Source organism: Paludibacterium denitrificans (assembly GCF_009707705.1).
GTDB lineage: Bacteria > Pseudomonadota > Gammaproteobacteria > Burkholderiales > Chromobacteriaceae > Paludibacterium_A > Paludibacterium_A denitrificans.
The window spans coordinates 1,979,484-2,002,462 of record NZ_WLYX01000001.1; the positions used below are offsets into that span (position 1 = coordinate 1,979,484).

The following is a 22,979-nucleotide window of genomic DNA, read 5'->3' on the forward strand; positions in this document are numbered from 1 at the left end:
ACAAATAGTGTGCTTTCGGTTTGCGCCACATAGTTGTATGTGCATAATTAACACATAGTTCTATGTGACTGAGGCTGCCATGACCCAACACTTCCTGCTTTCCGCCCAAGCCCGCTCGATGTCGCTGCGCAAGATTTTTTCGCTGGGAGAAGATGAAGCGTTCGAGATGTTCCGGCAGAGCCGTTGGGGCCACCATGACTCGATCTGCCCGGACTGCGGCAGCATCGCCAAGCACTACTTCATCAGGAGCCGCCGCCAGTGGCGCTGCCGGGATTGCCATCACACCTTCTCGGTCACGTCCGGCACCATCTTCGCCAGCCACAAGCTGCCGCTGAAACACTACCGGCTGCGATTTCCATCTATTGCAACGCCGTCAAGGGGCTGTCGGCGCTGCAACTATCCCGTGACCTCGACGTGCAGTACAAGACCGCTTTTGTCCTGGCGCACAAGATCCGCGAATCGCTACTGGTTCAGCGTGATGAAAGCGAACTGGATGGCGACGTGGAAATGGACGGCGCGTATGTCAACGGACATGTCCGCCCGAAGAACAAGAAAGAAGACCGTGTGGACCGACGCATGGCCGAGAACCAGAAAGCCGACAAGCGGTGCGTGTTCGTGATGCGCTCACGCGGCGAACCCGGCGAGGGTGGCAAGCGCACGCTGACCTTCGTCATGAACAGCGAGAACCAAGGCAGCGTACTCAAGCTGGCGGGCCGCTATCTGCGCAAAGGGACGGCGGTGTACGCCGATGAAGCGAGCGCCTACGATCCGCTTGCACGCTTACTTCGCTACCCAGCGCGTCAATCACCAGGTCGAATACCGCTCCGACGCGGGTGTGACCACCAACATGGCCGAAAGCTATTTCTCGCGCTTCCGTCGCATGCAGTACGGCCAGGTTCACAAGTTCGGCATCGCGTATCTGAATAACTACGCAAACGAGGCGGCATACCGGGAAGACAACCGCCGCATGAGTAACGGCGAAATGTTCGGGGATATTCTGATGAAGTGCGCAGAGACGCGCACTTCACGGGATTTCTGCGGCTACTGGCAGGGGAACAAGCGCCAGATCGAGCAAGTGATTCACTGAGGCAGATCGGCCAGCTTCCAGATAATGCCGGTCTCGTCCCGGCCAACAACCGTAACCACGCCGGAACTCGCTGCCCGGCGCAGCACACCGTCCAGACAGTGGTGGACACCGCTTTGATGTTCCGCATTGATGCCTTTGCGCGTCAGCACTGCCAGCGCAACTTGCACCGTGCTGGCCTGACCGCCCAACTTCCGCAACGCTTCCAGCATGAGCCGGTGGCCTTCTCCATGCGCGAAATACTTATTCCGCTGCCGAACCGGCTTACTCCGGATGGTGCGCAGGTCATATTCGGGGTCGAACAGCTTGATGGTGGCGTCCAGATGCTGCAAATCATTCTGTAATCGGGTGATTTCCTGCTGGTAGTGGGCGATCAGACCGCCGACTTCCGACCGCTTGGCAACCAGGCCGGTGATGACGTGAGATTCAGCCATGACAATATCCCTGCCGATGTTGAAAACAGAGATATTTTTGGGCGTGCCGCCCCGCTAGTCATGTGCGGTTGCTACATAATTCCGGCAAATTGGTTAGAGAAAACTTCGTCACTCATCTCAGTCGACCCGCAACAAAGAAGCGGAGGCGGCGAGTGCCGCCATCAGAGTTGGGAAAAGTGCAGGTGTATGCCCGGGCTTCCGGCCCAAACATCGCAAAAGCGGCGCGTTTCCTCGCAGCGCTGCGACACCGGGCTGCCGTCCGGGCGAGCTAAAAGAACTGCGCAAAGAAGACTTGCGACTAGAAAAACGAGAGCTGACATTCAGAGACACAAAAAACGGCACCTACCGCAACGTACATATCACGAGTGACGCCGCACAGATGCTGTATCTGCAGCTAGTCGACACTCCGGACGACAGTGCGTTCGTATTCTGTACCCGAGCCAGAACGGGGGCCTGGGTGCCCTACAACTACTCGTACGGCGTCAAGCTGCTTAGAAAAGAAAGCGTTGTCGCCCCGGATTTTCGCATGCATGCCGGTCGCCGTGAGTTCATCTCGCGGGCTATCGAGAGCAACGTGCCCTATGCAACTATTCGCAAGCAAACGGGGCACAAAAGTACGCAAGCTCTCGAAATTTATGATGAAGGTCTCTCGACAGCTCCGGAGATTCGCGCAGAGCTCGACCGCTTAGCTGACAAAGTGCAACAAGAGAGCCTAGTGGGCGCGTTCGAAGCACTCTGCACAACTGACGAACAACGACAGAAAGTGCGGGAATGGCTGGGTGAAGACAAGAAGAATTGGGTCTCATTCGATGGCATGGCAAAGCGCAAGTCAGAAAGATAACTGAGTTACCCAAGTCCCGGGAGTTGCTCTGGAGCCAAGAAAAGCCCGGCTCAACCCGTGCACGTTACACCGACCCACGATACACCAAAAGAAGACCGGGCATCGAGCGTGATGCCCGGTCTTGAGTTAAAAAATTCCTTAAGAGATACAGCCACTTCTCGCTATCTGACCGACCAAGGTCAGAGGTCGTGTACTCCGCGGCCAAGCGGAGTACACGGCACATCACCACAACGGGCCGCCAAGCCCACCACACACATTTTCCACCGCTGGCAGTTTTCGAGTGCACTATTGTGCATTCCGTTTGGCTTGAGTGATTAGTTCTCGCCATCCAGTCAGACTCTACTTTCCGCCGCTCCCCCTCTTGCGCTCATCTTCACCAGTGCCACCTGGTGCAAGAGCCGTCAGAGGTTCCCACGTTAGCTGACCGTGTCGAAACCACGATTTAGGAATACGTCGTCTCTGGTTCAAAGGCATCGCATACGCTTACCCGGTTGCCCGGTTTCGGCGCCTCGATGTTCCATAGCAGGCGCTTACCTGCCTTCGAACCGTCATCAACGAATCACCCCAAAGAGGGGCATATCCAAGGTTTCTTACCGCGATAAAGGGGACTCTCACCCCTAGTTACGTGCTTGAGCTATCCAGCGACCCTCCCATTACGGAGGTGCCACCGCTTCCGTGTTTCCCCTCTGCGGTCTGACGCATTTCTGCGCCCTCAGCAGCCCACACGCGCGGTCTCTGTCACGCCGTTCATTTCCAAACGTCCCAGAGCCCGGATTTGCACCGGTTCACGAATCAACAGGGTTGGTCTGCGTTACCGCAGTTCCCGTTTCCGTGTCGCCCAACACCGCCGCATGGCGGATTGGGTCGAAGGTGGCATGTCTGCCACCAGCGCCCGTTTCAGCCGCACCAGCCAGCATTACCCGGCATGCAGCTAAGGCAGTGTACGAAGGGCTGGCAACCCTTCGCGCGTCTTTCGACATGTGTGTGTTTTGCAGTTTGGCGGTCTGCACTATGCCTCCTTGGCAAAGAGACATAGTGCAGACTGCCATGCGTGCGAGTCAGCCAGACCTTCGCCCTGGTTGCCTGCCCTGCAAACACGTCTGGCCTCTTTGCGTATAGCGCTCACTTCTCGCATGTTTCATGGAACATCATTATGTTTCCTTCTCTTTAGCCAAATCACACTGTACTGGCGCGGCGCCGAGCTATACGAAGTATCACCTTTCATCTGGAAATCTCATGCCCGCCACCACCCCCGTTGCCCGCAGCAAGACGGTCGCCTTGGCCCGCGTCATCGACTGTGCCCCCAAGGGCTACACGCGTTACACCTGTGGAACCGTGTCATCCAGCAAGGCTAATGCGTTGGCGCAGAAGTTTCATGAGCGCTACGGTATCGGATGCACGCCAGCCCAACGCTTGACGCGGCGGAAGAAAGGCATGGCGAACGCCTTGCTGGTGATGTACTGGCCGGAACAGACCGAGTCAGTGGAATGGCTTTTGCTGGCAACGCATGGGACCGGGCTGGAAGGTGAAACGCTGCGCGAGATAACCGATAAACCCCGGCTGACTTGGCTGGGGTATGAACTGTTCCGTCGGGCGGAACATGGACGCACCGCTTGGAGCTGGCGACGGCCCAAGGAGGAGATGCAAGAGCATTTCGCCATGATTGCCGAGCTGTGCAACAAGCGACATGAATCGGCCTTGACCGCCTATTTGCAGAGGCTGGCCAACCAGCCTGGGTTTCATGGCGTGCGAGAACAGTCCCGGCGCTTGTTCGAGGAATCCCGGCGGAGAGGCTATCGTGGCGAGCTGCCGTTCCTATTCCATGTTCAGAAGATATCCCATGGTGAGCGGCTACAGCTACATTCATGACAAATGAAAGACGGCTTGGAGGGGGCAGGTTACAATTCCGATGACTCGAAAGAGAAGTCGTCGGTAGGTGAGCAAGGTGAGTGCTCTTGCGCGTGGTCATTGCTTCTTTCTGTTTGCCGTCGAGTGCGATGATGTGGGACAAGATGTGTTGAAACAGTTGGATGAAACACTGGCGTCGTCTCTACTTGCAAGCCTAAGTAACTGAGAAAACATGACATGAAAAACTATATTTGGGGTTTGATTTTTTGCCTGACGCCGATTGGTGCAATAGCTCAGGATGCTGTTGTAAACACTGACTCAAAGAAAGTTGAGGCTACCGCCGCAGATGTGCAGTGGCCCCCGGGCGTCGCCACTGACCAGAATCCGTTCAAAAAGAATTTGCGGCCAAAGCAGGTAGCCGGGCTTTACTGTTTCGCCCGAACGAAAACATGCCTGATGTCGTGAATGAAGCGCTGTTGAAAACCATGGCTAATACCGGCAAGCTCCCTAAAAAGGCTGCCGAATTAATTGGCTACCTCCCCAAACTGAAAGTTCTGCCGTGCGCCCGTGGTTGTGAAGGTGACGACTATGAGAAGGCTGTTAAGGAATTCATTAAGGGCTATAACGGGGATGGCAAGCGCTTCAAACTACGGGGTGAAATGATTGTTCAGGTGCGTTGGTATAACACCCGCCCTCGGTATCAGCGCGGCCTTCCCTATGGTGAAGACCGCTTTGGTGTCTCGTTCATTATGGAGGGTAAGCTAGTTTCCCTCGGCCGCAGTTCTGGAATTGGCTCGGATACCACGGCGCCGGAACTTGCCAAGTACCTTGGCGCTCGCTTAGGTGCCGAGCTGGGCTTGGCCGCGGGTATTGGACTGAAGCCTAGCTTCTTGCTTAAGGCGGAGCCCGGCATGCTTACCGACGTAGGGGCTGTTATGGGTAAGATAAATCGCACCGTTGTATCGGCACTGGGCTCCGAGGATGTGACCTCGCGAATCGAGCCGGTGACGGATGCTAACAAACAACTGCTGCCTGCTATCGATGGTATTCAACCGGGGGAAATTGACCCGATTAATGAAGTTAGGTACCTCAACTTGCTTCTGTGAACCGGTAGTTTTGCAAGCTATTTGGTGAACGGCTGACGTTTCATTCCTAGAGGTATCCACATATATGGAGACGGGTACCATTCACCGGTCTCCATATTGACCCACCCCCCTCCCGGCACTTTACGGGCTATGGCTGCAGCGGGTGGCGCAGAGTACGGCCATTTTGGGAAGTCTGGCTCCCTGTTCCGCCGCCTTGCCCTCTGCATCCTGCCCTCCGTAGCCGAAGAGACGCAAACCTTTTGGCTGCTTGTTAGTGCTGTCAAAGGTTGTGATATCTCTTCGGGCCAAGACAGTTTTCAACCCATGCGCTCGCCCACCGCCACCATTTTTTCAGGCTAACTGGTTCGGTTGCTATCGTATCGGGTGATTAGGCGTTATACGAAATCAAACTATTCAAATCGTTTTCGGACAGCAGGTACATTGGGTCAGTCAATGTAAACGCTATCAGGCTGTTGATGACGTAGATAGCGCTGAAGACAGGGGTGCTACCTGTCAGAGTGTCAAAGTCCTCTTCGCTCGTCAATGTATTCTCAATAATACCAAGTGCTTGCCTTGCTTCATTCAAGAGTGCGATGAACTGTGTCTTAGTCGTCGACGCTTAAGAAGCCAACGCGTTGATAGAACTCGGCAAAAGTCAGGATATTTAGGGCGGTCGAGCGCCTTTGAAGCGCAATCCGAATGGCACCGTAGAGCACTTGCTTGGCCGTGCAAGACAGACCTTCAGTATCCAGTGCATTGGGTCGGAAACTAAACATGATATGGCTCGTTAAAGAGGGTAGAAATAGCAAGGCTACCTATCTTCAACAGGCATGGAAAAAGTATTGCCTCCAGCAATGGGGTATTGCTGGAGGCAATGGCTGCCGGGATGGCACGGCGGTTTGCCTATACGTCGTTGGGCATGTGCCCGACCATAGAGGCAACTCATCATGCAAGAGGTCAGGAAACAGAAAGGCCAGCGACTGCGCGTGGCGTTAAAACAGGTGCTGCGTAAGAAGGGAGAACGTATTTCGAGCCCGGCGGCTCGACTGGGCATCAGCCAGAGCTATCTGTCGCAACTGCTGAATGGCGATAAGCCCATGGATGGCATTGATGACGACCTGCTGCGCCAGTTCGCCGCCTACCTCGACGTACCGGGCGTAGCAGGCTTCATTCTGGCGGAGCGATTGACCGCGGCCGATTTTCTGGCGACATCTCCGTCGCTGGGGGAACGACTCAGCCGAGGCAATGATGCCGGTTGGCCAGTCATCAGCCGCTATTGAATCCGGGATGGAGAAAGAGGCGTTGGATGCACTTCCGGAGAAGGTGCAGTTGTTGCTGGTCCTGTTGTATCAAAAGGCGTACGGGGTCGAGTTGCTTAACCCCTCTCGGGGCTGGTGGTTCGGCGGTGGGCGAGGTGTGTAGGACAGAATACTGTTTTCTCGCACTCCCTCTTTGAGGGAGTGTTTTGTGAGTGCTTGGTGTAGCTCTAGGGCTAAGGCTTGTCCTGCATGGATGCAATCAGATGCTTGATGCGTTCACGGTCATGCCTTGCTACGCGACCGAAGGTGAGTATCAGGTCAGCAAGTTCAGCATCTTCGCAATAGAAATATGCTGTAGGCACAGAGAGCACTTGTGCCAGCTTGACCGCGATGCCAAATGGCGGCTCATGGGCTCCTGTTTCGTAGCGGCTAATCCTTGCACTTGCAGTTCCCTCATCAAGGCCAATTTCAATGCCTAGCCGGTCCTGAGGAATGGCCCGCTTCACGCAAGCGATGGCCAAAGACGGTAGCTGGCTGTTTTCTTACCATCCTACGATATTCGTAGGGATGGCCTTGTAATATCTCTACGTAATTCATACAATCAAACGTCATTAATGGGTGGCCGACGACTGCATGTTGTGCGGTGGACGCCCGCTCCCAAATCGAGCCAGCCGCCGGGTTCAGCAGCGTACGTGCCCCCAACCTAGGTGCTTTTGCTCAAGTCGCCGGTTTATCGGCTACCTCTCTTGAATAGCTGAATATGTTTGAACTCATCATGGCTGGGGTGAACCTCCTAGGGTGGTCTGCCGCAATGGCATTCAGTATCACACTTCACTTATCTCAGACGTATTACCCGAGCGTTAACCTGAATGACGTCGATACAGTGACCGCGGTTAGCGCCTATAAGGGAGGTCCGTGGTTCTCGACGTGCAATGCTGAGGGTGTGGCAGTCCCATATTCACGGGATTGGCCAGAAACTGTCCGCCGGGGAGACAGGAAGTTGTACTGCCTCCAGAGCCGGACAAGACGGTTGGGCAGGCCTACATCTTTACGAAGATGAAATGCAAGGACAAGCCGGAAGAGCGCGTGCTACTTGTAGACCAAGATTACCGGGCCGTCACGCGCCTCGCCGAAGGCCATACACTGACGGCGCAGAGCTTCTACGGCCTGAAGCCTGACCAGCGCCCGAAGTGGTTTGGGCAAGTCATCCAGCGTGTCGAACGTGCGGCATCACAGAATCCGAGTGCGAAGCAGGTGCTCGACGACATCGCAGCTTACGAGTCACAACTCCAGAACGAAGCTGCAGCGTCAGGTAGCCATCAAACAGTGCAAGCGGACGTCGCCAATAAAACAATCCCACCTAACTGAGGTGAATATTTATCGTGAAAAAGAAAATTGCATTTTATTTTGCTCTTTCTTTTGTGGTCATTCATAACGCCCAAGCGGAGGATGGTGACTGGATTTTTGTGACTAGAAAAGTTGAGTCGCCAGTGGTTGAGCGTGCCATGGCGATGGCAGAGGCCATGCGCCCATCAGACGACTTCATGAGCCAAGGCAAGTGGGCTCATGCACCACTGCGTGATATTCCCGGCGGTGGGGAAGGGTATTATGCATTAAAACAATCCGGCTCCATTGTTAAAATGGGGAAGGGCCGTATTGCATACATTGCAACATTCAAACATATAAATGGAAGTGATGAATCTTTGGGACGGTACTTTGTGGAAACAAAAGATTGCAACCGTAAAAAAGGGCGCGTATGGTTTGGCGACGTGGAAGGAAATGCCAACGGAAACTGGGGGAGTTTCGCAATTGGTGATAACACGATGAATAGCCATATTGCAGGCATTTTATGTAATTCATACGCATTGACAAAAAATAATAAAAACTAAATTGCAAGTTATAATTATTCATTGCCGGGTTTATGGAGGATAGGTTGCATGGAGTACCTCACCAGTCAGCCTATTTTCTTGGCCCCATCTCTTATCAAGACATTCCGGAAAAATAAATCGACTCCTCGATTTTTTTGCCTACGTCTGTCGAAAAATAGCCTGCTGCACTTGGTTCTTGATGCCGCCGAGCGTACTTCGATGAAGGTGCGTCTCAGAGAGGAAGGCGACAAATTGGCAGAGGCTGAGGTGGCATGCCATGTGTCACCCTGAGAGAGCTTGCGGCCGGGCACGTTTACTCGGAAGGCTGGTTTGTGCCCCAAGCTTTGCAAACAACCATAAGTTTGGTGCCATCCTTCGAGAAGTAATAGGCGCTGACCTGACTACAGCTCGGTGTGTCCTCATGCTTCAGCTTCTCCGAGGGCGCGGATGAGACTGGCTTTGAAGTTGCGTAGGTGAGATTCATAGCCTGACAGTTGGTACAGCCGCTGAACCGGTAGCCACAGGGGGCATGAGTGACTGGCGTAGAAACTGGCCAACCAGCCCATCAGCCCATCGTAGCGCACGACCTCTTTGTCGACAGCCGTCCAGTGCCAGGCCCAAATAGCTCCGCAACGGATTCTGTGACCCGCAGTAACAGTATGTCGCTGCCCTTAACGTTCTCCCCGGCCTCTCCATCGACAAAGCTCACGGCCAGTAGCTTGGGGACCTCAAGGTTCAGCTGATTGACGCGCAATCGCATCTGGGCGAAGCTCAAGCGTAGCAGGCTGGCCCGGATGGCTTTGTGGGTGTCCCGGCTGTAGCTTCCGCCCATACGTGTGGCGAACTGGTAAAACGAGGTGCGGATGTGATGGGTGCCTTCTTCAGCGGAGAGTGGTCTCTCTCGATAGTAGTCCGAGGCACGTTGCATAGACCGGCGGTCGAACTGGCAGAGTTCATACCCACTGAAAATCAGCGTCACATGCTGAAAGGTCGCAATCTCCTTGTCCGCCACCGGGAGAGTCTGGTCACCGGCCAGCACCTTAGTGTTCTCAGCCTGAATACGGCGACTGGGGGAGAAGAGCGCAGAACGCAGAAAAGCACTGGGTAGGGCGCTGGACATGGCGGACCAACTGGGGAGGTAGACATCGGTGCCCCGGCGAGTTGCCTGACGGCGACGTGCCGTTCGCACTTCTTCCATGGTGGCCTCCTTAGGGAGCTCGGCAATGGCTGGTTCGATGGCTTCCTTTTTTGCCTTACGCTCGATGTTTCTCGCTATGCTGTCAAAACACTCAGCTGCTTCCATGAAGGTCGATTGATAGTCAGGTGCCTCGGTAAGTGCGGCATTAGCCATCTTGGTCGCCTTCATATGCAGTTCAGCGACCCGTTGCTGAATTGTATTGGGAATCGCTCGCTTAGCCATTTTGCTGTTTCCCCTTCTGAACAAAGAGCGCCATCAATGCCCGAATCATCTTGGAGCCTGTTGTGCCTCGTGTTTCGCAAGCCTCGTAGAACTGCTGATGAAGCAGGCGAGGAACGCGAACAGCAAGCTGGAGCGTGTTAGTGGCGTGACGAGAAGTTGTTTGGCGGTTCATAACCTGCACTCAGTGATTGAGACCCATGTGTATATATAAAAATGACCACCATGATTTCGTCAAAAGTAGCCTTCATTGGGCCATCTTGAGAAAAGTGGCTCTAAATGCAGATGGATTTATTTTTTCAGGGGAGGGAACTTGGCCGCTGCATCGCTTTGCTTGAACTTGGGGTCTGCATCGCTTTCGCTTGGGGTCTGCATCGGTTTGACTTGAGGGCTACATCGCTTTGACTTGAGGTCTGCATCGTTTGCGGCTCAGCAAAGTAGAAAAAGCCATTGGGATGAGGGGGATTCTCGTGTGACGATACGCCCGCCTAGTAGTTGTAGAATTTTTAGTATCGTTAGCTTGGTTAGCCGGGTTTGGACGCTGGCGAGGTGCCGCTGGATTGAAGCGCTTCCGGAGGCACTGGACGGGAGGCGACTGGCTTGTGCTTGGGATGCCTCTCCGTGCTGAGTGCGGGAGAATGCGCGGCACTATGCTAACAGAGCGCCGCTAAAGCAACAGCCTTTGGCTGCCCGACAATGTGTAAATTTGACTTGGTGCGGCAGTGGCATGGCAGCTCGTGTGTCCATTGAGTATTGAGGCTGGCAACGCTCTGGTGTGGCAGTGGGCAACCGGGGGAGGGCGGTATGACATGGAAAGTTTGAGCTTCGCCCTCCTGTTATCTCCGGGGGGACGCGGCTAGTTCGGCCTGGCGGTCTCGGGCAATGGCTCGAGGGGCCGGGACGGATACGTAGCGCCCGGCCCCTACGGGGGCGGCAACCGGGGCAGCTGGCTGGGACGCGCAAGTGAGTCACCGTTTGCTGCCGACCCCCTCCGCTGACCTCGGCAACAGTCTCCCCGCCGTATCGACTCCATGCCAAGCCGTTACCCGTGTGACCGGGTTCTGTACGGGAAGAAACATAAAAAAAGGCACTCATCGCAGAGTGCCTTGGCTGAAAGGGGGATTGGCTAGAGCCGGGGTTGATTGCCTGCTTTGGCCCGCAGCGCCTCGTACAGCTGCGCAGGGCCGAGCAGGGTGTCTTTCAGCCCATCGCGGATGCGTTCTGAGCCCAGCGCCCGGGTACTCATGCTGGTATGCGCCTCAAAGGCGTCCATGATGGCGTTCAGCAGGGCGTCTTTCAGGTCGGGCGAGTTGGCAAACTGCTCCTTGCTGTTGTTGGCAGCTTGCTGGATGAGGGTGGTGTTCTCCAGCAGCTTGCCCTTGAGCACGCCATTCACATAGACCAGTTGGTCATCATCGGTCAGCTCACCCTCAAACAGGCCGTTCACCTTCTGGATGATTTCCTCCGGAAGGCTTTTTCCTTGTCCTGTACCATGCCGCTGCCCGTGGCATCCATCGGTGGCAGCTTCGGTGTTTCGCCATGATTCAGGTTGAGCGGTAATGTGTCGGTATTACGCAGCGTGTAGTGGGTGAGGACCACCTTGGACAGGTCTACCGTGTCGCGCTCGCGCCCGAAATCCAGCAGCGGAATGAGCCGTTTGTAGAACAGGAAGCGCTTTTCGATGTCCGTGTTGCCGTAGTCGAAGATTTGCGACAGGAAGGCATACAGACGGTTGAAGGCGCCCATGTCCTGCTTGAACAGGATAAGCGCGGCCATGGCATCCTTGGCGGCCTGGATGCTTAGCGCTGTCTTGTTGGCTCTCGGCGTGTGCCTTGTCCGCCTGGGCAAGCTTGTAGCGCTTCAGCAGGCGGTCGGCCACCGGCGCAATCGCCGCATTCAGTTGTGCCCGGGTGCCATTCGGGTCCATCTCCACCTTGGCCACGCGGTCCACTTCAAAATCATCGTAATGGCTTAGCTGCATCCAGCTTGGCGCGCAGGTCGTACACCGTGTTCGGGTCGGTGGTGGCTTCCAGTTCTGCCGTGGTGTGGTAGGTCTTGAACGCCTTGAGGATTTCCGCCGCGTCGTTGACGAAGTCGAGGATGTAGGTGGTGTCCTTGCCCGGGTAAGCACGGTTCAGGCGCGACAGCGTCTGCACCGCCCTGGATGCCACCCAGCATCTTGTCCACGTACATGCCACACAGCAGCGGCTGGTCGAAACCGGTCTGGAACTTGTTGGCCACCAGCAGCAGGTGATAGTCCGGTTCGGCAAAGGCATCGCGAATGTCGCGGCCTTTGAGGCCGGGGTTCAGGTCCTTGCTGGTTTCGCTCACCGGGTCAGGGAAGCTGTCCGGGTCATCGACCTCGCCCGAGAAGGCCACCAGCACGCCCAGCGGGTAGTGTCTGGATTCGATATAGCTGCGGATGGCCTTTTGCCAGCGCACCGCCTCTTTGCGACTGGCCACCACAATCATGGCCTTCGCCTTGCCTCCCAGCAGGGGCTGTACATTCTCGCGGTAGTGTTCCACCACCACCTGAACCTTCTGCGCGATGTTGTAGGGATGCAGCCGGACCCACTGCATGATGCCCTTCATCGCTTCGCTCTTTTCGACTTCCTTCTCGTCGTATTCCTTGCCGTTGTTGGCCAGCTTGAAGGCGAGTTTGTAAGGGGTATAGTTTTTCAACACATCGAGGATGAAGCCTTCCTCAATCGCCCTGGCGCATCGAATAGACGTGGAATGGCTGTGGCAAGCCATCCGGACCGGCTTACCAAACAACTCCGTGGTCTTTTGCTTGGGGGTCGCAGTGAAGGCGACATAAGTCAGGCCGTCGCTGCCCGCCCGCGCGGCCATCTGTGCCGCCAGCAGGTCCTCGGTGCCCACCTCGCCACCGTCCTGCAGTTCGGCCAACTCTTCGGCCGATAGCAATTGCTTGAGCTTGGCAGCAGCCTCGCCGGTTTGCGAGCTGTGTGCCTCGTCGGCAATCACCGCGAAGCGCTTGCCCTCGGTGGCCGACAGTTCCTGTACCGCCTTCAAGGCAAACGGGAAGGTCTGGATGGTGCAGACGATAATCTTCTTGCCATCCTTCAACGCCTGCGACAGCTGGGCGCTCTTGCTGCCGTTGTCGTTGCTGATGCTGGCTACCACCCCCGTGGTGCGCTCGAAGTCGAAGATGGCTTCTTGCAGCTGGGCATCCAGTACCGTGCGGTCAGACACCACCAGCACGCTGTCAAACAGCTTGTGATGCTCGGCATCGTGCAAATCAGCCAGGGAAGTGCGCGGTCCGGGCAATCGAATTAGTCTTGCCCGAGCTTAGCCGAGTGCTGAATCAGATAGCGCTGGCCGGGGCCGTTGGCCAAGACATCGGCCACCAGCTTGCGGGTGGCGTCCAGCTGGTGATAGCGCGGGAAAATCACGTTGGCCAGCTGCTTCTTGTCGTTGCGCTTGCCAATCAGGTAGCGGCCCGAGGATGTCGAGCCAGCTATCGCGTGCCCAGACTTCCTCCCACAGATAAGACGTCGCATAGCCGTGCGGATTGGGCGGATTGCCTGCGGCCCCCTCATTACCTTGGTTGAAGGGCAGGAAGCGGGTCGCGGTGCCATCCAATCGGGTGGTCATCATCACTTCCGTCTGGCTGACGGCGAAATGCACCAGCGCCCCACCTTGGAAGCTCAACAGCGGCTCCACCAGCCCGCCCTTGGGGGCGGGATTGCGGTCGAAGCGATACTGGTCCACCGCATCCTGGACGCTTTGGGTAAAGTCAGACTTCAGCTCCACCGTGGCGGTAGGGATGCCGTTGACGAACAGCACCAGGTCAATGGCTTCCTTTGCATCGTTCAAGGAGTGATGCACCTGGCGCACCACCCGCAGCCGGTTGGCGGCGTAGCGTTCTTGAATGGCCGGGTTGAGGGCCAGCGCCGGTTTGAACTGCACCAGCTCCAGCGGCTTGGTCAGCCCCAACATCTCCACGCCACGGCGCAGCACATCCAGCGCGCCACGCTCGTTCAGGTTCTTGCGCACCCGTTCGGCCAACCTTACCGCCAACTGCGGCCCATGGGTCTTGGCCAGTCGCTGATAACTGTCAGCCCGGGTTTCCTCAATCCAGGCCAACAGGTCAGGCAGGAAGAGGGCGTTTTGCCGGTCGTAGTGAGTCGCGTCGCCTTCGGCGTATAACCAGCCTTGCGCAGCCAACGCTTCGCAAATGGCGGTTTCGAAGTGGTGTTCCTGATGCAGATTGCTCATGCGGCGACCTCTTCAGCAACAAGGTTGCGGACGTCGATTTTACCGGTGACGGCGGCGGAAATCAGGGCGCTGCGGCGTTCTTTTAGAAGCTCGATGGCGCGGGTGGCTTCGGCAGTCAGCGCGTCGAGCTTAGCGACTTCATGGTCAAGAAAGGCGGCGATGGCGAATTGTTCTTCGTTGGGAGGAGTTGCAATCCAAAAATTAATAGCATGGCTAATATTGAATTGTTCTTGTGCGGCACCATACTGAACGACTTCAACTTGGTACCTTACCATCCGGCTATTCATGGCATAACTTAGCCATACCGAATTGAAGTTGCCTCTTCGCGTGAGCATGACTGAGGCGCAGTTACCCCCGGCGCAACTTTCTGGAACTACTGCAGTAATGCCGGGGGCGCCGACTCGGACAGTGAGCAAGTCGCCAGCCTCAAGCTTAGTTTTGGTTTGCCTGTCGCTATCTTCGGGACTAATCCTCCTTGAGGTTTCTGTTGAGATTTTCCCTTCAGAAATATCTCCCCCGTAGATAAATGGCAAACCATCATCCGATACATACTCACTTGGATTTACCACAATGCCAACTGTGATGAAAGGGGAGATGGTCTTGAGGCGTTTTACCACCCAATGCTTTGGTACCTCTCCCAACCACTCCACCCCAGAGTCCTTCATAGGCACATCCGGATTCAAGCCCTTGGTCACGGCGTGCGAGATGGTGGCCTGGCGCTTTTCGGCCAACAGGGTGAGGAGTTTTTCCTGCTCGGCAATCAGGGCGTCAATCTTGCCGGTTTCGCGGTCGAGGAAAGAGGCGATGGCTGTTTGTTCATTTTTATCGGGCACCGCTAGGTAGAAGTCGCCAATTTGAGCTTCATTTAGTGAGGGGACAGCGCCGGGGTTCGCAATCAAATCAAATCGCACAAGATTAAGTGCATATCGGACAAAATCAATATGACTAGATATTTCTTCAACTACAAAACCCATCATATTGTTATCGATACATGCGGCCTGACCAAGCTTTCTGATTCTCCCTAAAAGTAAGGCCGCACCAACTTTGGCGAAAACCGAGGTGCCCGCAGGGAAAACAAATGCGCCGAGACGTTCAGCTGTATTATATGAAATTGTGTTCTCACCTCGAAGCAAAATTCCATTGTCACCTGCTTGACCCAGCGCGTTCACCTTGTGAAAAGAAAGCTCTTCAGAATCAAAACCTTGTTCAGCATGTGGAAAGCCCGAGCCACCTTTCAGTTTTCCTAGATGCTTAATAGGAGTGACTACCCAATGTTCCGGCACCTCACCTAGCCATGGTACGCCGCTGTCTTTGTACTCCGGATAATGTGGCAAGCTCATTCGGCCAACTCCCCGAGCATGGCCATGATGTTGGCCGAAACGGCTTTCAGGTCTTCGTCGATTTCTTGCAGGCTACGCGGCGGCTCGAACACGTAGAAATGGCGGTTGAACGGGATTTCGTAGCCCACCTTGGTCTTGTCGTGGTCTATCCAGGCATCCGGTGCATGGGGTAGCACCTCGCGCTCGAAGTAGGCTTGCACGTCTTCGGTCAGTGGTACATTTTCGGTGTCGCGCAGGCTGCTGTCCGCCTGCGGTTTGCCTTTCTGCTTGCCCTTCTGGCCCAGCACCACATTGCTTAAGCCTCGTCGCGCAGCGGGCGTTCGACGGTGATGGTGGTGTAGCCGAATTCCTCGTTGCGGAACACGCGCGAAATGGGGACGACTTTGACCTTGCCACCCTCGGGGGCGGCAGGGGCGTGTTCACCACTCAGTAGCAGCTGGCTATCCAGTTCATTGCCTTGTTTGTCCAGCACGGTGGCCTGGTCAGCTTCGGCAAACTCACCAAACAAACGGGTGATGGTGGCGATGTGGTCGTCGCTCAGTTCCTTGCGCTTGCTGCCCGGGCTCTTGCGCATCTTCTGCCAGAAGCTGCTGGCGTCGATGAGCTGTACCCAGCCTTTGCGGTCGTCCTGCTTCTTGTTGGAGAGGATCCACACGTAGGTGGAGATGCCAGTGTTGTAGAACATATCGGTCGGCAGGCCGATGATGGCTTCCACCAGGTCGTTCTCCAGCACGTAGCGGCGGATTTCGCTCTCACCCGAGCCAGCGCCACCGGTAAACAGCGGTGAACCATTCAAGACGATGCCGAAGCGGCTGCCGCCATCGACGGCCGGGCGCATCTTGGATATCAGGTGCAGCAGAAACAGCATGGAACCATCAGATACGCGTGGCAGGCCAGGGCCGAAGCGGCCATCGAAGCCCTTTTCGGTGTGCTCCTTGCGCACCTCCTTCTCGACCTTCTTCCACTCCACGCCAAACGGTGGGTTGGACAGCATGTAGTCGAACTTGCGGCTGCTATGGCCATCATCCGATAGGGTGTTGCCCACCACAATATTGCCCACGTCCTGACCCTTGATGAGCATGTCCGCCTTGCAGATGGCGTAGGACTCGTCATTCAGCTCTTGGCCAAACATGGTCAGGCGGGCGGCCGGGTTGTGCTCCAGCAGGTATTCGCTTACCACCGACAACATGCCGCCCGTGCCCGCTGTCGGGTCATAGATGGTACGCACCACCGCATTGCCGGGGTGAGCACGTCATCGTCCTCGATGAACATCAGATTCACCATCAGGCGAATGACCTCGCGCGGGGTAAAGTGCTCCCCGGCGGTTTCGTTGGAGATTTCCGCAAACTTGCGAATCAGCTCCTCGAACACCAAGCCCATCTGGGCGTTATCCACGGAGTCCGGGTGCAGGTCGATATTGGCAAACTTCTCGGTGACCAGATAGAGCAGGCTTCTTGGCCAGCCGTTCGACCTGGTGTAGAAGTCGAAGCGCTCGAAGATGTCGCGCGCCGCCTAAGAGAAGCCCTGAATGTAGCTGTACAGGTTCTGACGGATGTTGTCCTGGTCGCCCAGCAGCTTGGCCAAATCCAGCGGCGAGGTGTTGTAGAAGCTCTGGCCCGCCTTACGCAGCAGGAACGGGTCCGGATTCAGCCCCAACTTGGTCTTGGCGTCGTTTTCCGCCAGCACGTCCGCCTTTGTCGTGGCCAGTACACAGTCCAGACGGCGCAGGACCGTGAAGGGCAGAATGACCTTGCCGTACTCGGATTGTTTGTAATCGCCACGCAGCAAGTCGGCGACGGACCAGATGAAGGAAGATAAGGTTTGGTGGTTCATGGCTTTATTTGGCGAAAAGCTGAGCGAAACATTGCGTCAGCCTATTCGGATGTGGGTGTTCATGAAATTTGAATAGATTGCGGTCGATTCTACGGCGGCAGGCTTAACGGTGCAAAGTGTCATAAGCCAAGGTCCCGCAGCGAGTTTGATACGCCGGTTTGCTACCGCGTTACCTCTGTTGCCCCGCTGTGCAGGACAAAGTGCCATGCCTCTGCTGACGCATACCCCGGCCATCCAGATGCCCGCCGCTCATCAAATCTTGATGGCTGGCCTGCGCCTGTTCGCACCGGTATAACGACTAACATGCAAAAGGCATGAAAATGAGCTTAAGCACTGGCGTTCAGGCCGGGGTGGGTCACGTCCAGAAAACGATGGATTTCTGGACGCGCGCCACTTCATCATCGCCACGCTGCGCTATACCCCTTTGGATGTTCAACATCCGCTCCAACAATCAGCATCCGGAAAAGGGGATGGAATGGCAGTTATTGGATACGCGCGGGTCAGCACTTTTGAACAGACACTCGACCTGCAACAGGATGCTCTGCAAGACGCTGGAGTCACTTGCATCTACGCAGACAAAGCAAGTGGCAAGACGGCCGACCGGCCTGAGCTGGTCCATTGCCTCTGGGCATTGAGGAAGGGCGACACACTGGTAGTGTGGCGACTTGACCGACTGGGACGGAACTTGCAAGACCTTATCCACATCGTCAATGACCCGGAGGCCCGAGGCGTCAAGTTCAAGTCGTTGAAGGAATCGGTTGATACTGGTGGTCCGGCAGGCAAGCTCGTGTTTCACCTGTTCGCGGCACTGGCAGAATTCGAACGAGAACTCGTTAGAGAGCGGACCCTCGCAGGCCTCGAGGCAGCCAGGGCCCGTGGTCGCAAGGGTGGCCGTCCGCCGCGACTGGACAGCAAACAGCAGCGCGTTGCCTTGGCCATGATGAAAAACAGGGAAATGTCGGTAGCAGAGATTGCGCGCCACTTCGGCGTGTCACGTTCCACCCTCTATAACCTGCACGCCGCGAGCAGGCGATAGTCGACTACCACGTGTCCCATTTGGACACTTCCAACACGTGACCTGAACAGAGCCACGGGCGTACGTGATTCATGGATTTGCGCATCTAATGGTAAGCCCACGGCACAACTCAGGTGCTGCTACTTGCACACCTGACCATGAATGGCGGAAATCGACCCATTGCTGCCGTTGTCGTATTTGGAAAGCAGGCGTTCAGGAACGTGGAGGTAACCGGCCTTGCGCGGTTTTTCGCGCAAAGTCCGTATTGACTGACCGCAGGGTTAGGCGGCACTTGCACTACCTTTCGATCGAATGCCTTGCAGCTCGCGGTAGTAGCTGGCTAATCTCTCCGACTCCGAAGTCGCTTCGGGCGCAAACCAGGAGATCGCGGCGCGAAACGCAGACACAAAGGCCAAGAAATCGACGGCCCCTATCGTCTTGTAGAAGTTGATGGGGCTACCGTAGTCGCTGTCTTTGAAGGAGCCATGCGTAATGCCATGGCGATTCGTCCCATCGATAAACGGATACTTTTCTGAGTCCACATACAACACGTTGTTCGTGAAAGATGCAAACGAATCCATCATGGAAACGATTTCGCCCGTTACTCCAATGTTCTTCTCTATCGACTCGCGTTTACAATCCGCCGCTAGTGCCGAAAACACTCCGCGAACGCTCTTGCTGGATAAGCCGCGACTGGCCAAGAGTTCTCGCCCGGCGCCTTCGATTACGGGAACCAGACCTGCGACTGCGACATGATGAAGACCAAGGAAATGAGCCTCAATTGATTCGGCAATTGTTTCTTTGTACTCGGCAATTACCGGAGTAATTGGGTAGCGACTACATACCATAGCTGCTAGGCCATTCGCCCCATATAAATGTGCTAGCCACTGTTCAAGATCGCCTTGGCTAAACCCATTCCCCTTGCGAAGAATTTCCGCCGCCATGGAGCTAAGGAATCCCATCGCGGCATAGGGCGGAAGGAACCAGCCAACGCTTGAGAATGCGTTCTCGAAGTGCGAAAGAGTTCCGCTAGCCATTGCTGTGCCGCTTACGTTTGAATTTAGGAGCCTGCCGGGCTTGTCGCGCAGGCTCCCTCGAATGATGAGTTGGGCCACATTTCATTCCACGTCCCCAGCAACCTCTCTTAGCACGGCAATAATCTGAGCGCCAAGGGCTAACGCTTCCCGGGCCTGCTCATCTGAGACACGCTGGGCATGAATGGCGGCATTGCAAATTTGCGTTACATACCGAAAGGCCTTCTTTAAGTATGCAGACTGCTTGTTTTGCGAGATGAAGAGATCAAAGAGTTGGTTTATACCAAGAAACTTAACGGCATCTTCCTTACCCGCAGTGGGTGTCGTGCATTTGCCGAGAATATTTCTCAGCAGACGTTCAATGTCTATTCGTGTCCTAGCCAAGGCGAGCGTAGGGTCTTCACTCTGGAGAAGAATTCGCTCTTCAACCTGCTGAGCTGTTTGCTTCGTGTCTATTGGTGCTTGCGCTTCGACTATCTGTCGGGCTTTTCGGAGCTCGGCCAGACCGAGAATGTTTACCGTGACTTGATTCGTCATTCCACCAATAGTGTTCACGTTGGTAGATAAGACAGACATACTGTTGCGGACTTCGGCCTTGAACTCCCGAAGCTCTTCCTTCGCTTTCTCCACCTCCCGCTCAAGCTCTAAGAAAGTGCCTATTTTGATTTTCGTAAAGAATGGCAGAAACAGAAAGAACAGCCAGAGCAGCACATAGAGGGTGTCTCCAACGAGCAGCCTCCGATCTGGCGGAAAGCCAACATTGGCGGCAAAGCCAAGCAAGAAGTAGAAGGACACCAGCCATGAAAGCGCTGGCAATCCCCACAGCGGCATCTTCTGTTCAGGCTTTTCGCTCATATGTAGTAGGGTTCCTATGTGGTCCAACAGATATTTAATGGAACTACTAATCTGCATATTGATAATCGTAAAAGATGGCAATTCCAAGTAACTGCTTGGTTCATTTAGGGGCGATGCTGGCAGACTGTCCGCATATGCCATGATAGTACGGACCGACGAAAAATCGGTATGCCGAAGGAAAGAAGATTATGGCGAATGGCAGCAATGGACAGTTTTTGAAGTTCTGCTCATGGCCGAGAGCTGACTACTAGTCAGAGGCAGGAAACGACCCAAAGCAGTGTTTGCCCACACGGAAAGGCGGACGCTAACGTTTGAAATCAGCCGCCTGCTTTAGCGGGCAGCTTGAAGGACTTGTGAGGTGGTGAACCTACGAGCTATTAACTCGCAAGCGCCTCCAGCTAGGCGCGCTCCGGCCCTCGAAGAGGGCGAATTCGAGCGAAGGGGTCGCTTGCTTTTTATGTGTTTTTTACCTTGTACCCGATATGACATAAAAATAGCCCCGCAGAGGTCCATAAAAAACCAGCGACCAGACGACCAACGGATTCACCACATATCTGAGAAGCTAACAGGATGAGGCTGCAAATAGCACTGCAGCGGCCAGCATCATTAGATAGTGTCCGTAAGCCGAAAAAATAGCTTAACCCGAGGAAAATTCCAAACGCCCCTAACAAAAGCAAGGAGATTCCCATCGGTTTGTAATTTATCTTGCGACCGGGGGATATGCCGCTTTCAGTTTTCTCTTTGAGAAAAAAGTAAGAGCCAGCAAGAATGCTATAAAGCCAGCGAAAGCGAAAGAGCTGACAAACTCATGAGCATGGAGCAACACTGTGAGTGCCACACCACCCGCAAGAACAATCACTATTTGTAGGATGATGCGTATGGCTTGCATTTAAACAACCTCACATGGAGCTATCTGTACATGGCCGTACGTTCGAGTGACCACTTTCCGGCAAACGGTCAAGCGACAGCCACAGGCCGAAAACAGCCTGCCGCTGATGGCTGCAGGCGACCCATTTGCGATACCCCAGTTTCAAATTGGGCAGCTCGAAAGCTGACATTCTGCTCAGGACTAGGTTGAGATTACGCTGACCTCTAAAATCCGCCTTTTGAGTATGCGACAGTTCTAAGACGCCGATGGCTTAATGGCATTACACGGTGCCAACGCTTCACGCAGCTTCGTCATTGCATCGCTGTGGGCGGCTTCTACCCACTCGGGCTTGAATTCCATTGCCAAGGCCATCCTCTTGATGTCCTCAAGAATGGCGTCGGAATTTTTAACGGCCTCATAGTATTCAGTAACGGCAGCTTCTGCCGCCACGGTGGCTTCAAAGATTCCTGCTCCGTTCAAACAATCAAGCATCACAGAACCAACGACCGATTCACACTTTTCGATGACATGCAGTAAGTATTTGTCAAAGGCAACGAATGTAATTTTTCCATTCCGATTTTTAACTTCCGGTTCCGCAAGAATCATTGGAAAGTTGCCATCAAAATGAGCAGCAGACGTGACGTCCAACCCGCGATGAACAACCGCATTGCGCAGCTCACGAATATAGGAGTAGTTCGCTTCTCCGTCTTGGAATCCATCAAAAACAAAGCGCGAATACAACTGCTCTTCAAAGTTATTTGGCTGCAGCGTAGTCGTTTCGCGGAACAGTTCGGTCGCTGCAAGAAGATTTAAAAAGTAGCCAGAGTAATGGACCCTCATGTCCGTCTGGTCAGTGACGGAGAGCGGTGTGCGGAAAGAGAGTGCGGAACGCAGCGCAGTCTTTCTTGCGGACATGTACCACGATAGCGAATACAACATGTCTCGGTTGGCGATGCTCAAGGTTGCCATTGGCTCTCCCTGTAGACGCTAAATATCAAATAGGCCAAAGATTGTAGCTACGAACTAGACTGCCCGACTGCAGTCCATCGGTCTTACTACTTTGAAACCTCTTCGGACCTCATGCAGGGCCAGTTTGATGCAATTTCGCGGCGTGCAAGAACAGCGCCCACGATGGCCTCGGAAGCTGTCGCTAGAATGCTGGTGCGAGAGAGCTGGCAAAGCGGGACGGCCGTCAAAGTAACATGGCGGCCGACCCGGGCTGGTTAGTCGGTGTCCCACTGCTCCGGAAGTTCGCCTAAAGCCTCAATGAATCGTTCGGCAAGGTCCGCTGCTGTGCAGAAGCCTTCTTCTTCGTCCTCGCCGCCAGCTAGCGTACGTAGTGCGTTCCACCGGGGTCAATGAGTTTGTAGCAGACTTCGTAGTCATCCAGAACAGAGACGAAGGTCTTGAAGGACTCATAGTCTGCGAAGAGTTGAGTGGGCCACATCTCTGTATCAACGATGCTTAACTTCCATTGCGGCGGAGATGGTCGCGAAGAGCGCCCAGCCGGCACTTGAGGGCGGTTACCTCCTTGAAAAATGATGTCTTTATCATCGAGCTTGAGCGGGGTAAACATATTCGTCGTAGGGTTATAGCCCCCGGCGACTTTTACTGCGTCGTATGTACTTTGCGCGGATTCGAGGTTAGAGAGTACGGCTTTTGGGGGGATGTACGTGTAGGAGAAGGTCGTCATTCTGTTTCCTGTGGCTGTGAAACAGGACAAACCCATGTGGCTCGTAGATTGGCAACCTGTCGACCTGCCCTTCTGGGGTAAGGTACATGGCTTTGCGTCCCACGCTTCCGAGTGGTTTGCCCTGATAGTCTTGTATATTATTATCATGGCATAAACAATGACGCAAGCCGTCCTATTATGGGTCGGCTGTGTATGTCGCTGAAGTCCTCCGCTCTGCGCTGGTGTGATTTACTAAGCCAGCACTTAAGCAGATTTATGTTCGATTC

26 protein-coding genes, 1 pseudogene and 1 riboswitch are annotated in these 22,979 nt (G+C 54.9%); of the genes and pseudogenes, 9 read left to right on the plus strand and 18 right to left on the minus strand.

Annotated features, from left to right (window positions below):
* Positions 1-79: 79 nt before the first annotated feature.
* Positions 80-1,087: pseudogene (locus GKE73_RS12975) on the plus strand (IS1595 family transposase).
* Here GKE73_RS12975 and GKE73_RS12980 read toward each other — a convergent pair.
* The gene (locus tag GKE73_RS12980; protein ID WP_230370323.1) at positions 1,081-1,518 is read right to left on the minus strand and encodes a hypothetical protein; all 438 of its coding nucleotides are present in this window, start codon (positions 1,516-1,518) and stop codon (positions 1,081-1,083) included. The pseudogene GKE73_RS12975 and the gene GKE73_RS12980 overlap by 7 nt on opposite strands.
* Positions 1,519-1,678: 160 nt before the next feature.
* Between GKE73_RS12980 and GKE73_RS12985 the strand changes: the two genes are divergently transcribed.
* Positions 1,679-2,359, plus strand: a complete 681-nt coding sequence (locus tag GKE73_RS12985) for a tyrosine-type recombinase/integrase (RefSeq protein ID WP_312854571.1) — start codon at positions 1,679-1,681, stop codon at positions 2,357-2,359.
* A gap of 785 nt (positions 2,360-3,144) precedes the next feature.
* Here GKE73_RS12985 and GKE73_RS12990 read toward each other — a convergent pair.
* Positions 3,145-3,369: a hypothetical protein gene (locus GKE73_RS12990; RefSeq protein ID WP_230370325.1), complete on the minus strand. Its 225-nt coding sequence runs from the start codon at positions 3,367-3,369 to the stop codon at positions 3,145-3,147.
* A gap of 226 nt (positions 3,370-3,595) precedes the next feature.
* On the opposite strand from GKE73_RS12990, the gene GKE73_RS12995 reads away from it, so the two are divergent.
* The 3 genes from GKE73_RS12995 to GKE73_RS13005 all read left to right on the plus strand — a co-directional run bounded on the left by GKE73_RS12995 (position 3,596) and on the right by GKE73_RS13005 (position 5,313).
* Complete coding sequence (locus GKE73_RS12995; protein ID WP_230370326.1) at positions 3,596-4,228, plus strand: hypothetical protein; 633 nt, start codon at positions 3,596-3,598, stop codon at positions 4,226-4,228.
* 216 nt (positions 4,229-4,444) lie between these two features.
* On the plus strand, positions 4,445-4,672 hold the full coding sequence (locus tag GKE73_RS13000) for a hypothetical protein (protein WP_230370327.1): 228 nt from the start codon (positions 4,445-4,447) through the stop codon (positions 4,670-4,672).
* Entirely contained in the window at positions 4,657-5,313 is a 657-nt protein-coding gene (locus tag GKE73_RS13005) for a hypothetical protein (protein ID WP_230370328.1), read from the plus strand. The genes GKE73_RS13000 and GKE73_RS13005 overlap by 16 nt, the downstream gene beginning before the upstream one ends.
* Before the next feature lie 584 nt (positions 5,314-5,897).
* Here GKE73_RS13005 and GKE73_RS13010 read toward each other — a convergent pair.
* Positions 5,898-6,068 (minus strand): hypothetical protein, encoded by a 171-nt coding sequence (locus GKE73_RS13010; protein WP_230370329.1) that lies wholly within the window; start codon positions 6,066-6,068, stop codon positions 5,898-5,900.
* Between the two features lie 171 nt (positions 6,069-6,239).
* Between GKE73_RS13010 and GKE73_RS13015 the strand changes: the two genes are divergently transcribed.
* Entirely contained in the window at positions 6,240-6,572 is a 333-nt protein-coding gene (locus tag GKE73_RS13015) for a helix-turn-helix domain-containing protein (RefSeq protein WP_230370330.1), read from the plus strand.
* A gap of 212 nt (positions 6,573-6,784) precedes the next feature.
* Here the strand turns inward: GKE73_RS13015 and GKE73_RS13020 are convergent, their stop codons facing one another.
* The gene (locus tag GKE73_RS13020; RefSeq protein ID WP_230370331.1) at positions 6,785-7,057 is read right to left on the minus strand and encodes a helix-turn-helix domain-containing protein; all 273 of its coding nucleotides are present in this window, start codon (positions 7,055-7,057) and stop codon (positions 6,785-6,787) included.
* 550 nt (positions 7,058-7,607) lie between these two features.
* On the opposite strand from GKE73_RS13020, the gene GKE73_RS13025 reads away from it, so the two are divergent.
* Positions 7,608-7,919 carry a hypothetical protein gene (locus GKE73_RS13025; protein WP_230370332.1) on the plus strand — a complete coding sequence of 104 codons (312 nt, stop codon included), beginning with the start codon at positions 7,608-7,610 and terminating at the stop codon, positions 7,917-7,919.
* A gap of 14 nt (positions 7,920-7,933) precedes the next feature.
* Positions 7,934-8,440, plus strand: a complete 507-nt coding sequence (locus tag GKE73_RS13030) for a hypothetical protein (RefSeq protein WP_230370333.1) — start codon at positions 7,934-7,936, stop codon at positions 8,438-8,440.
* Between the two features lie 544 nt (positions 8,441-8,984).
* On the opposite strand, the gene GKE73_RS13035 is transcribed toward GKE73_RS13030, so the two are convergent.
* The 10 genes from GKE73_RS13035 to GKE73_RS13080 form a co-directional block, all read right to left on the minus strand.
* Positions 8,985-9,839: a hypothetical protein gene (locus tag GKE73_RS13035; protein ID WP_230370334.1), complete on the minus strand. Its 855-nt coding sequence runs from the start codon at positions 9,837-9,839 to the stop codon at positions 8,985-8,987.
* Positions 9,840-10,962: 1,123 nt separating this feature from the next.
* Positions 10,963-11,283 (minus strand): hypothetical protein, encoded by a 321-nt coding sequence (locus GKE73_RS13040; RefSeq protein WP_230370335.1) that lies wholly within the window; start codon positions 11,281-11,283, stop codon positions 10,963-10,965.
* Positions 11,280-11,612: a hypothetical protein gene (locus tag GKE73_RS13045; protein WP_230370336.1), complete on the minus strand. Its 333-nt coding sequence runs from the start codon at positions 11,610-11,612 to the stop codon at positions 11,280-11,282. Before GKE73_RS13045 ends, GKE73_RS13040 begins: the two co-directional genes overlap by 4 nt.
* A 195-nt stretch (positions 11,613-11,807) precedes the next feature.
* Positions 11,808-13,094, minus strand: a complete 1,287-nt coding sequence (locus GKE73_RS13050; protein ID WP_230370337.1) for a DEAD/DEAH box helicase family protein — start codon at positions 13,092-13,094, stop codon at positions 11,808-11,810.
* 51 nt (positions 13,095-13,145) lie between these two features.
* Positions 13,146-14,075, minus strand: coding sequence for a type I restriction endonuclease (locus GKE73_RS13055; protein ID WP_230370338.1), 930 nt, complete (start codon positions 14,073-14,075; stop codon positions 13,146-13,148).
* Positions 14,072-15,415 (minus strand): restriction endonuclease subunit S domain-containing protein, encoded by a 1,344-nt coding sequence (locus GKE73_RS13060; RefSeq protein ID WP_230370339.1) that lies wholly within the window; start codon positions 15,413-15,415, stop codon positions 14,072-14,074. Before GKE73_RS13060 ends, GKE73_RS13055 begins: the two co-directional genes overlap by 4 nt.
* Entirely contained in the window at positions 15,412-15,702 is a 291-nt protein-coding gene (locus GKE73_RS13065) for a hypothetical protein (protein ID WP_230370340.1), read from the minus strand. Before GKE73_RS13065 ends, GKE73_RS13060 begins: the two co-directional genes overlap by 4 nt.
* Positions 15,703-15,710: 8 nt before the next feature.
* Positions 15,711-16,643 (minus strand): HsdM family class I SAM-dependent methyltransferase, encoded by a 933-nt coding sequence (locus GKE73_RS13070; RefSeq protein WP_230370341.1) that lies wholly within the window; start codon positions 16,641-16,643, stop codon positions 15,711-15,713.
* Positions 16,589-16,810, minus strand: coding sequence for an N-6 DNA methylase (locus GKE73_RS13075; RefSeq protein ID WP_230370342.1), 222 nt, complete (start codon positions 16,808-16,810; stop codon positions 16,589-16,591). Before GKE73_RS13075 ends, GKE73_RS13070 begins: the two co-directional genes overlap by 55 nt.
* 117 nt (positions 16,811-16,927) lie before the next feature.
* Positions 16,928-17,248 carry a type I restriction-modification system subunit M N-terminal domain-containing protein gene (locus GKE73_RS13080; RefSeq protein WP_230370343.1) on the minus strand — a complete coding sequence of 107 codons (321 nt, stop codon included), beginning with the start codon at positions 17,246-17,248 and terminating at the stop codon, positions 16,928-16,930.
* 475 nt (positions 17,249-17,723) lie between these two features.
* On the opposite strand from GKE73_RS13080, the gene GKE73_RS13085 reads away from it, so the two are divergent.
* Positions 17,724-18,284: a recombinase family protein gene (locus GKE73_RS13085; protein WP_230370344.1), complete on the plus strand. Its 561-nt coding sequence runs from the start codon at positions 17,724-17,726 to the stop codon at positions 18,282-18,284.
* A gap of 260 nt (positions 18,285-18,544) precedes the next feature.
* Here GKE73_RS13085 and GKE73_RS13090 read toward each other — a convergent pair whose 3' ends face one another.
* The 4 genes from GKE73_RS13090 to GKE73_RS13105 all read right to left on the minus strand — a co-directional run bounded on the left by GKE73_RS13090 (position 18,545) and on the right by GKE73_RS13105 (position 22,713).
* Positions 18,545-19,378 (minus strand): hypothetical protein, encoded by an 834-nt coding sequence (locus GKE73_RS13090; protein ID WP_230370345.1) that lies wholly within the window; start codon positions 19,376-19,378, stop codon positions 18,545-18,547.
* Positions 19,379-19,381: 3 nt separating this feature from the next.
* Positions 19,382-20,293, minus strand: coding sequence for a hypothetical protein (locus tag GKE73_RS13095; protein ID WP_230370346.1), 912 nt, complete (start codon positions 20,291-20,293; stop codon positions 19,382-19,384).
* Positions 20,294-21,275: 982 nt separating this feature from the next.
* On the minus strand, positions 21,276-21,989 hold the full coding sequence (locus tag GKE73_RS13100; RefSeq protein ID WP_230370347.1) for a hypothetical protein: 714 nt from the start codon (positions 21,987-21,989) through the stop codon (positions 21,276-21,278).
* A gap of 358 nt (positions 21,990-22,347) precedes the next feature.
* Positions 22,348-22,713 (minus strand): hypothetical protein, encoded by a 366-nt coding sequence (locus GKE73_RS13105; protein ID WP_230370348.1) that lies wholly within the window; start codon positions 22,711-22,713, stop codon positions 22,348-22,350.
* Between the two features lie 47 nt (positions 22,714-22,760).
* A riboswitch (cyclic di-GMP riboswitch) is annotated at positions 22,761-22,844 on the minus strand.
* Positions 22,845-22,979: the final 135 nt, after the last annotated feature.

Excerpts from the sequence above, each read along its gene's own strand:
- GKE73_RS13100 (WP_230370347.1), bottom strand. The coding sequence starts at position 21,989 with ATGGCAACCTTGAGCATCGCCAACCGAGACATGTTGTATTCGCTATCG.
- GKE73_RS13015 (WP_230370330.1), top strand. The coding sequence starts at position 6,240 with ATGCAAGAGGTCAGGAAACAGAAAGGCCAGCGACTGCGCGTGGCGTTA.
- GKE73_RS13095 (WP_230370346.1), bottom strand. The coding sequence starts at position 20,293 with ATGGCATATGCGGACAGTCTGCCAGCATCGCCCCTAAATGAACCAAGC.
- GKE73_RS13010 (WP_230370329.1), bottom strand. The coding sequence starts at position 6,068 with ATGTTTAGTTTCCGACCCAATGCACTGGATACTGAAGGTCTGTCTTGC.
- GKE73_RS13025 (WP_230370332.1), top strand. The coding sequence starts at position 7,608 with ATGAAATGCAAGGACAAGCCGGAAGAGCGCGTGCTACTTGTAGACCAA.
- GKE73_RS13000 (WP_230370327.1), top strand. The coding sequence starts at position 4,445 with ATGAAAAACTATATTTGGGGTTTGATTTTTTGCCTGACGCCGATTGGT.
- GKE73_RS13055 (WP_230370338.1), bottom strand. The coding sequence starts at position 14,075 with ATGAGCAATCTGCATCAGGAACACCACTTCGAAACCGCCATTTGCGAA.
- GKE73_RS12980 (WP_230370323.1), bottom strand. The coding sequence starts at position 1,518 with ATGGCTGAATCTCACGTCATCACCGGCCTGGTTGCCAAGCGGTCGGAA.
- GKE73_RS13060 (WP_230370339.1), bottom strand. The coding sequence starts at position 15,415 with ATGAGCTTGCCACATTATCCGGAGTACAAAGACAGCGGCGTACCATGG.
- GKE73_RS12995 (WP_230370326.1), top strand. The coding sequence starts at position 3,596 with ATGCCCGCCACCACCCCCGTTGCCCGCAGCAAGACGGTCGCCTTGGCC.
- GKE73_RS13045 (WP_230370336.1), bottom strand. The coding sequence starts at position 11,612 with ATGGCCGCGCTTATCCTGTTCAAGCAGGACATGGGCGCCTTCAACCGT.
- GKE73_RS13035 (WP_230370334.1), bottom strand. The coding sequence starts at position 9,839 with ATGGCTAAGCGAGCGATTCCCAATACAATTCAGCAACGGGTCGCTGAA.
- GKE73_RS13085 (WP_230370344.1), top strand. The coding sequence starts at position 17,724 with ATGGCAGTTATTGGATACGCGCGGGTCAGCACTTTTGAACAGACACTC.
- GKE73_RS13105 (WP_230370348.1), bottom strand. The coding sequence starts at position 22,713 with ATGACGACCTTCTCCTACACGTACATCCCCCCAAAAGCCGTACTCTCT.
- GKE73_RS13080 (WP_230370343.1), bottom strand. The coding sequence starts at position 17,248 with ATGAACCACCAAACCTTATCTTCCTTCATCTGGTCCGTCGCCGACTTG.
- GKE73_RS13005 (WP_230370328.1), top strand. The coding sequence starts at position 4,657 with ATGCCTGATGTCGTGAATGAAGCGCTGTTGAAAACCATGGCTAATACC.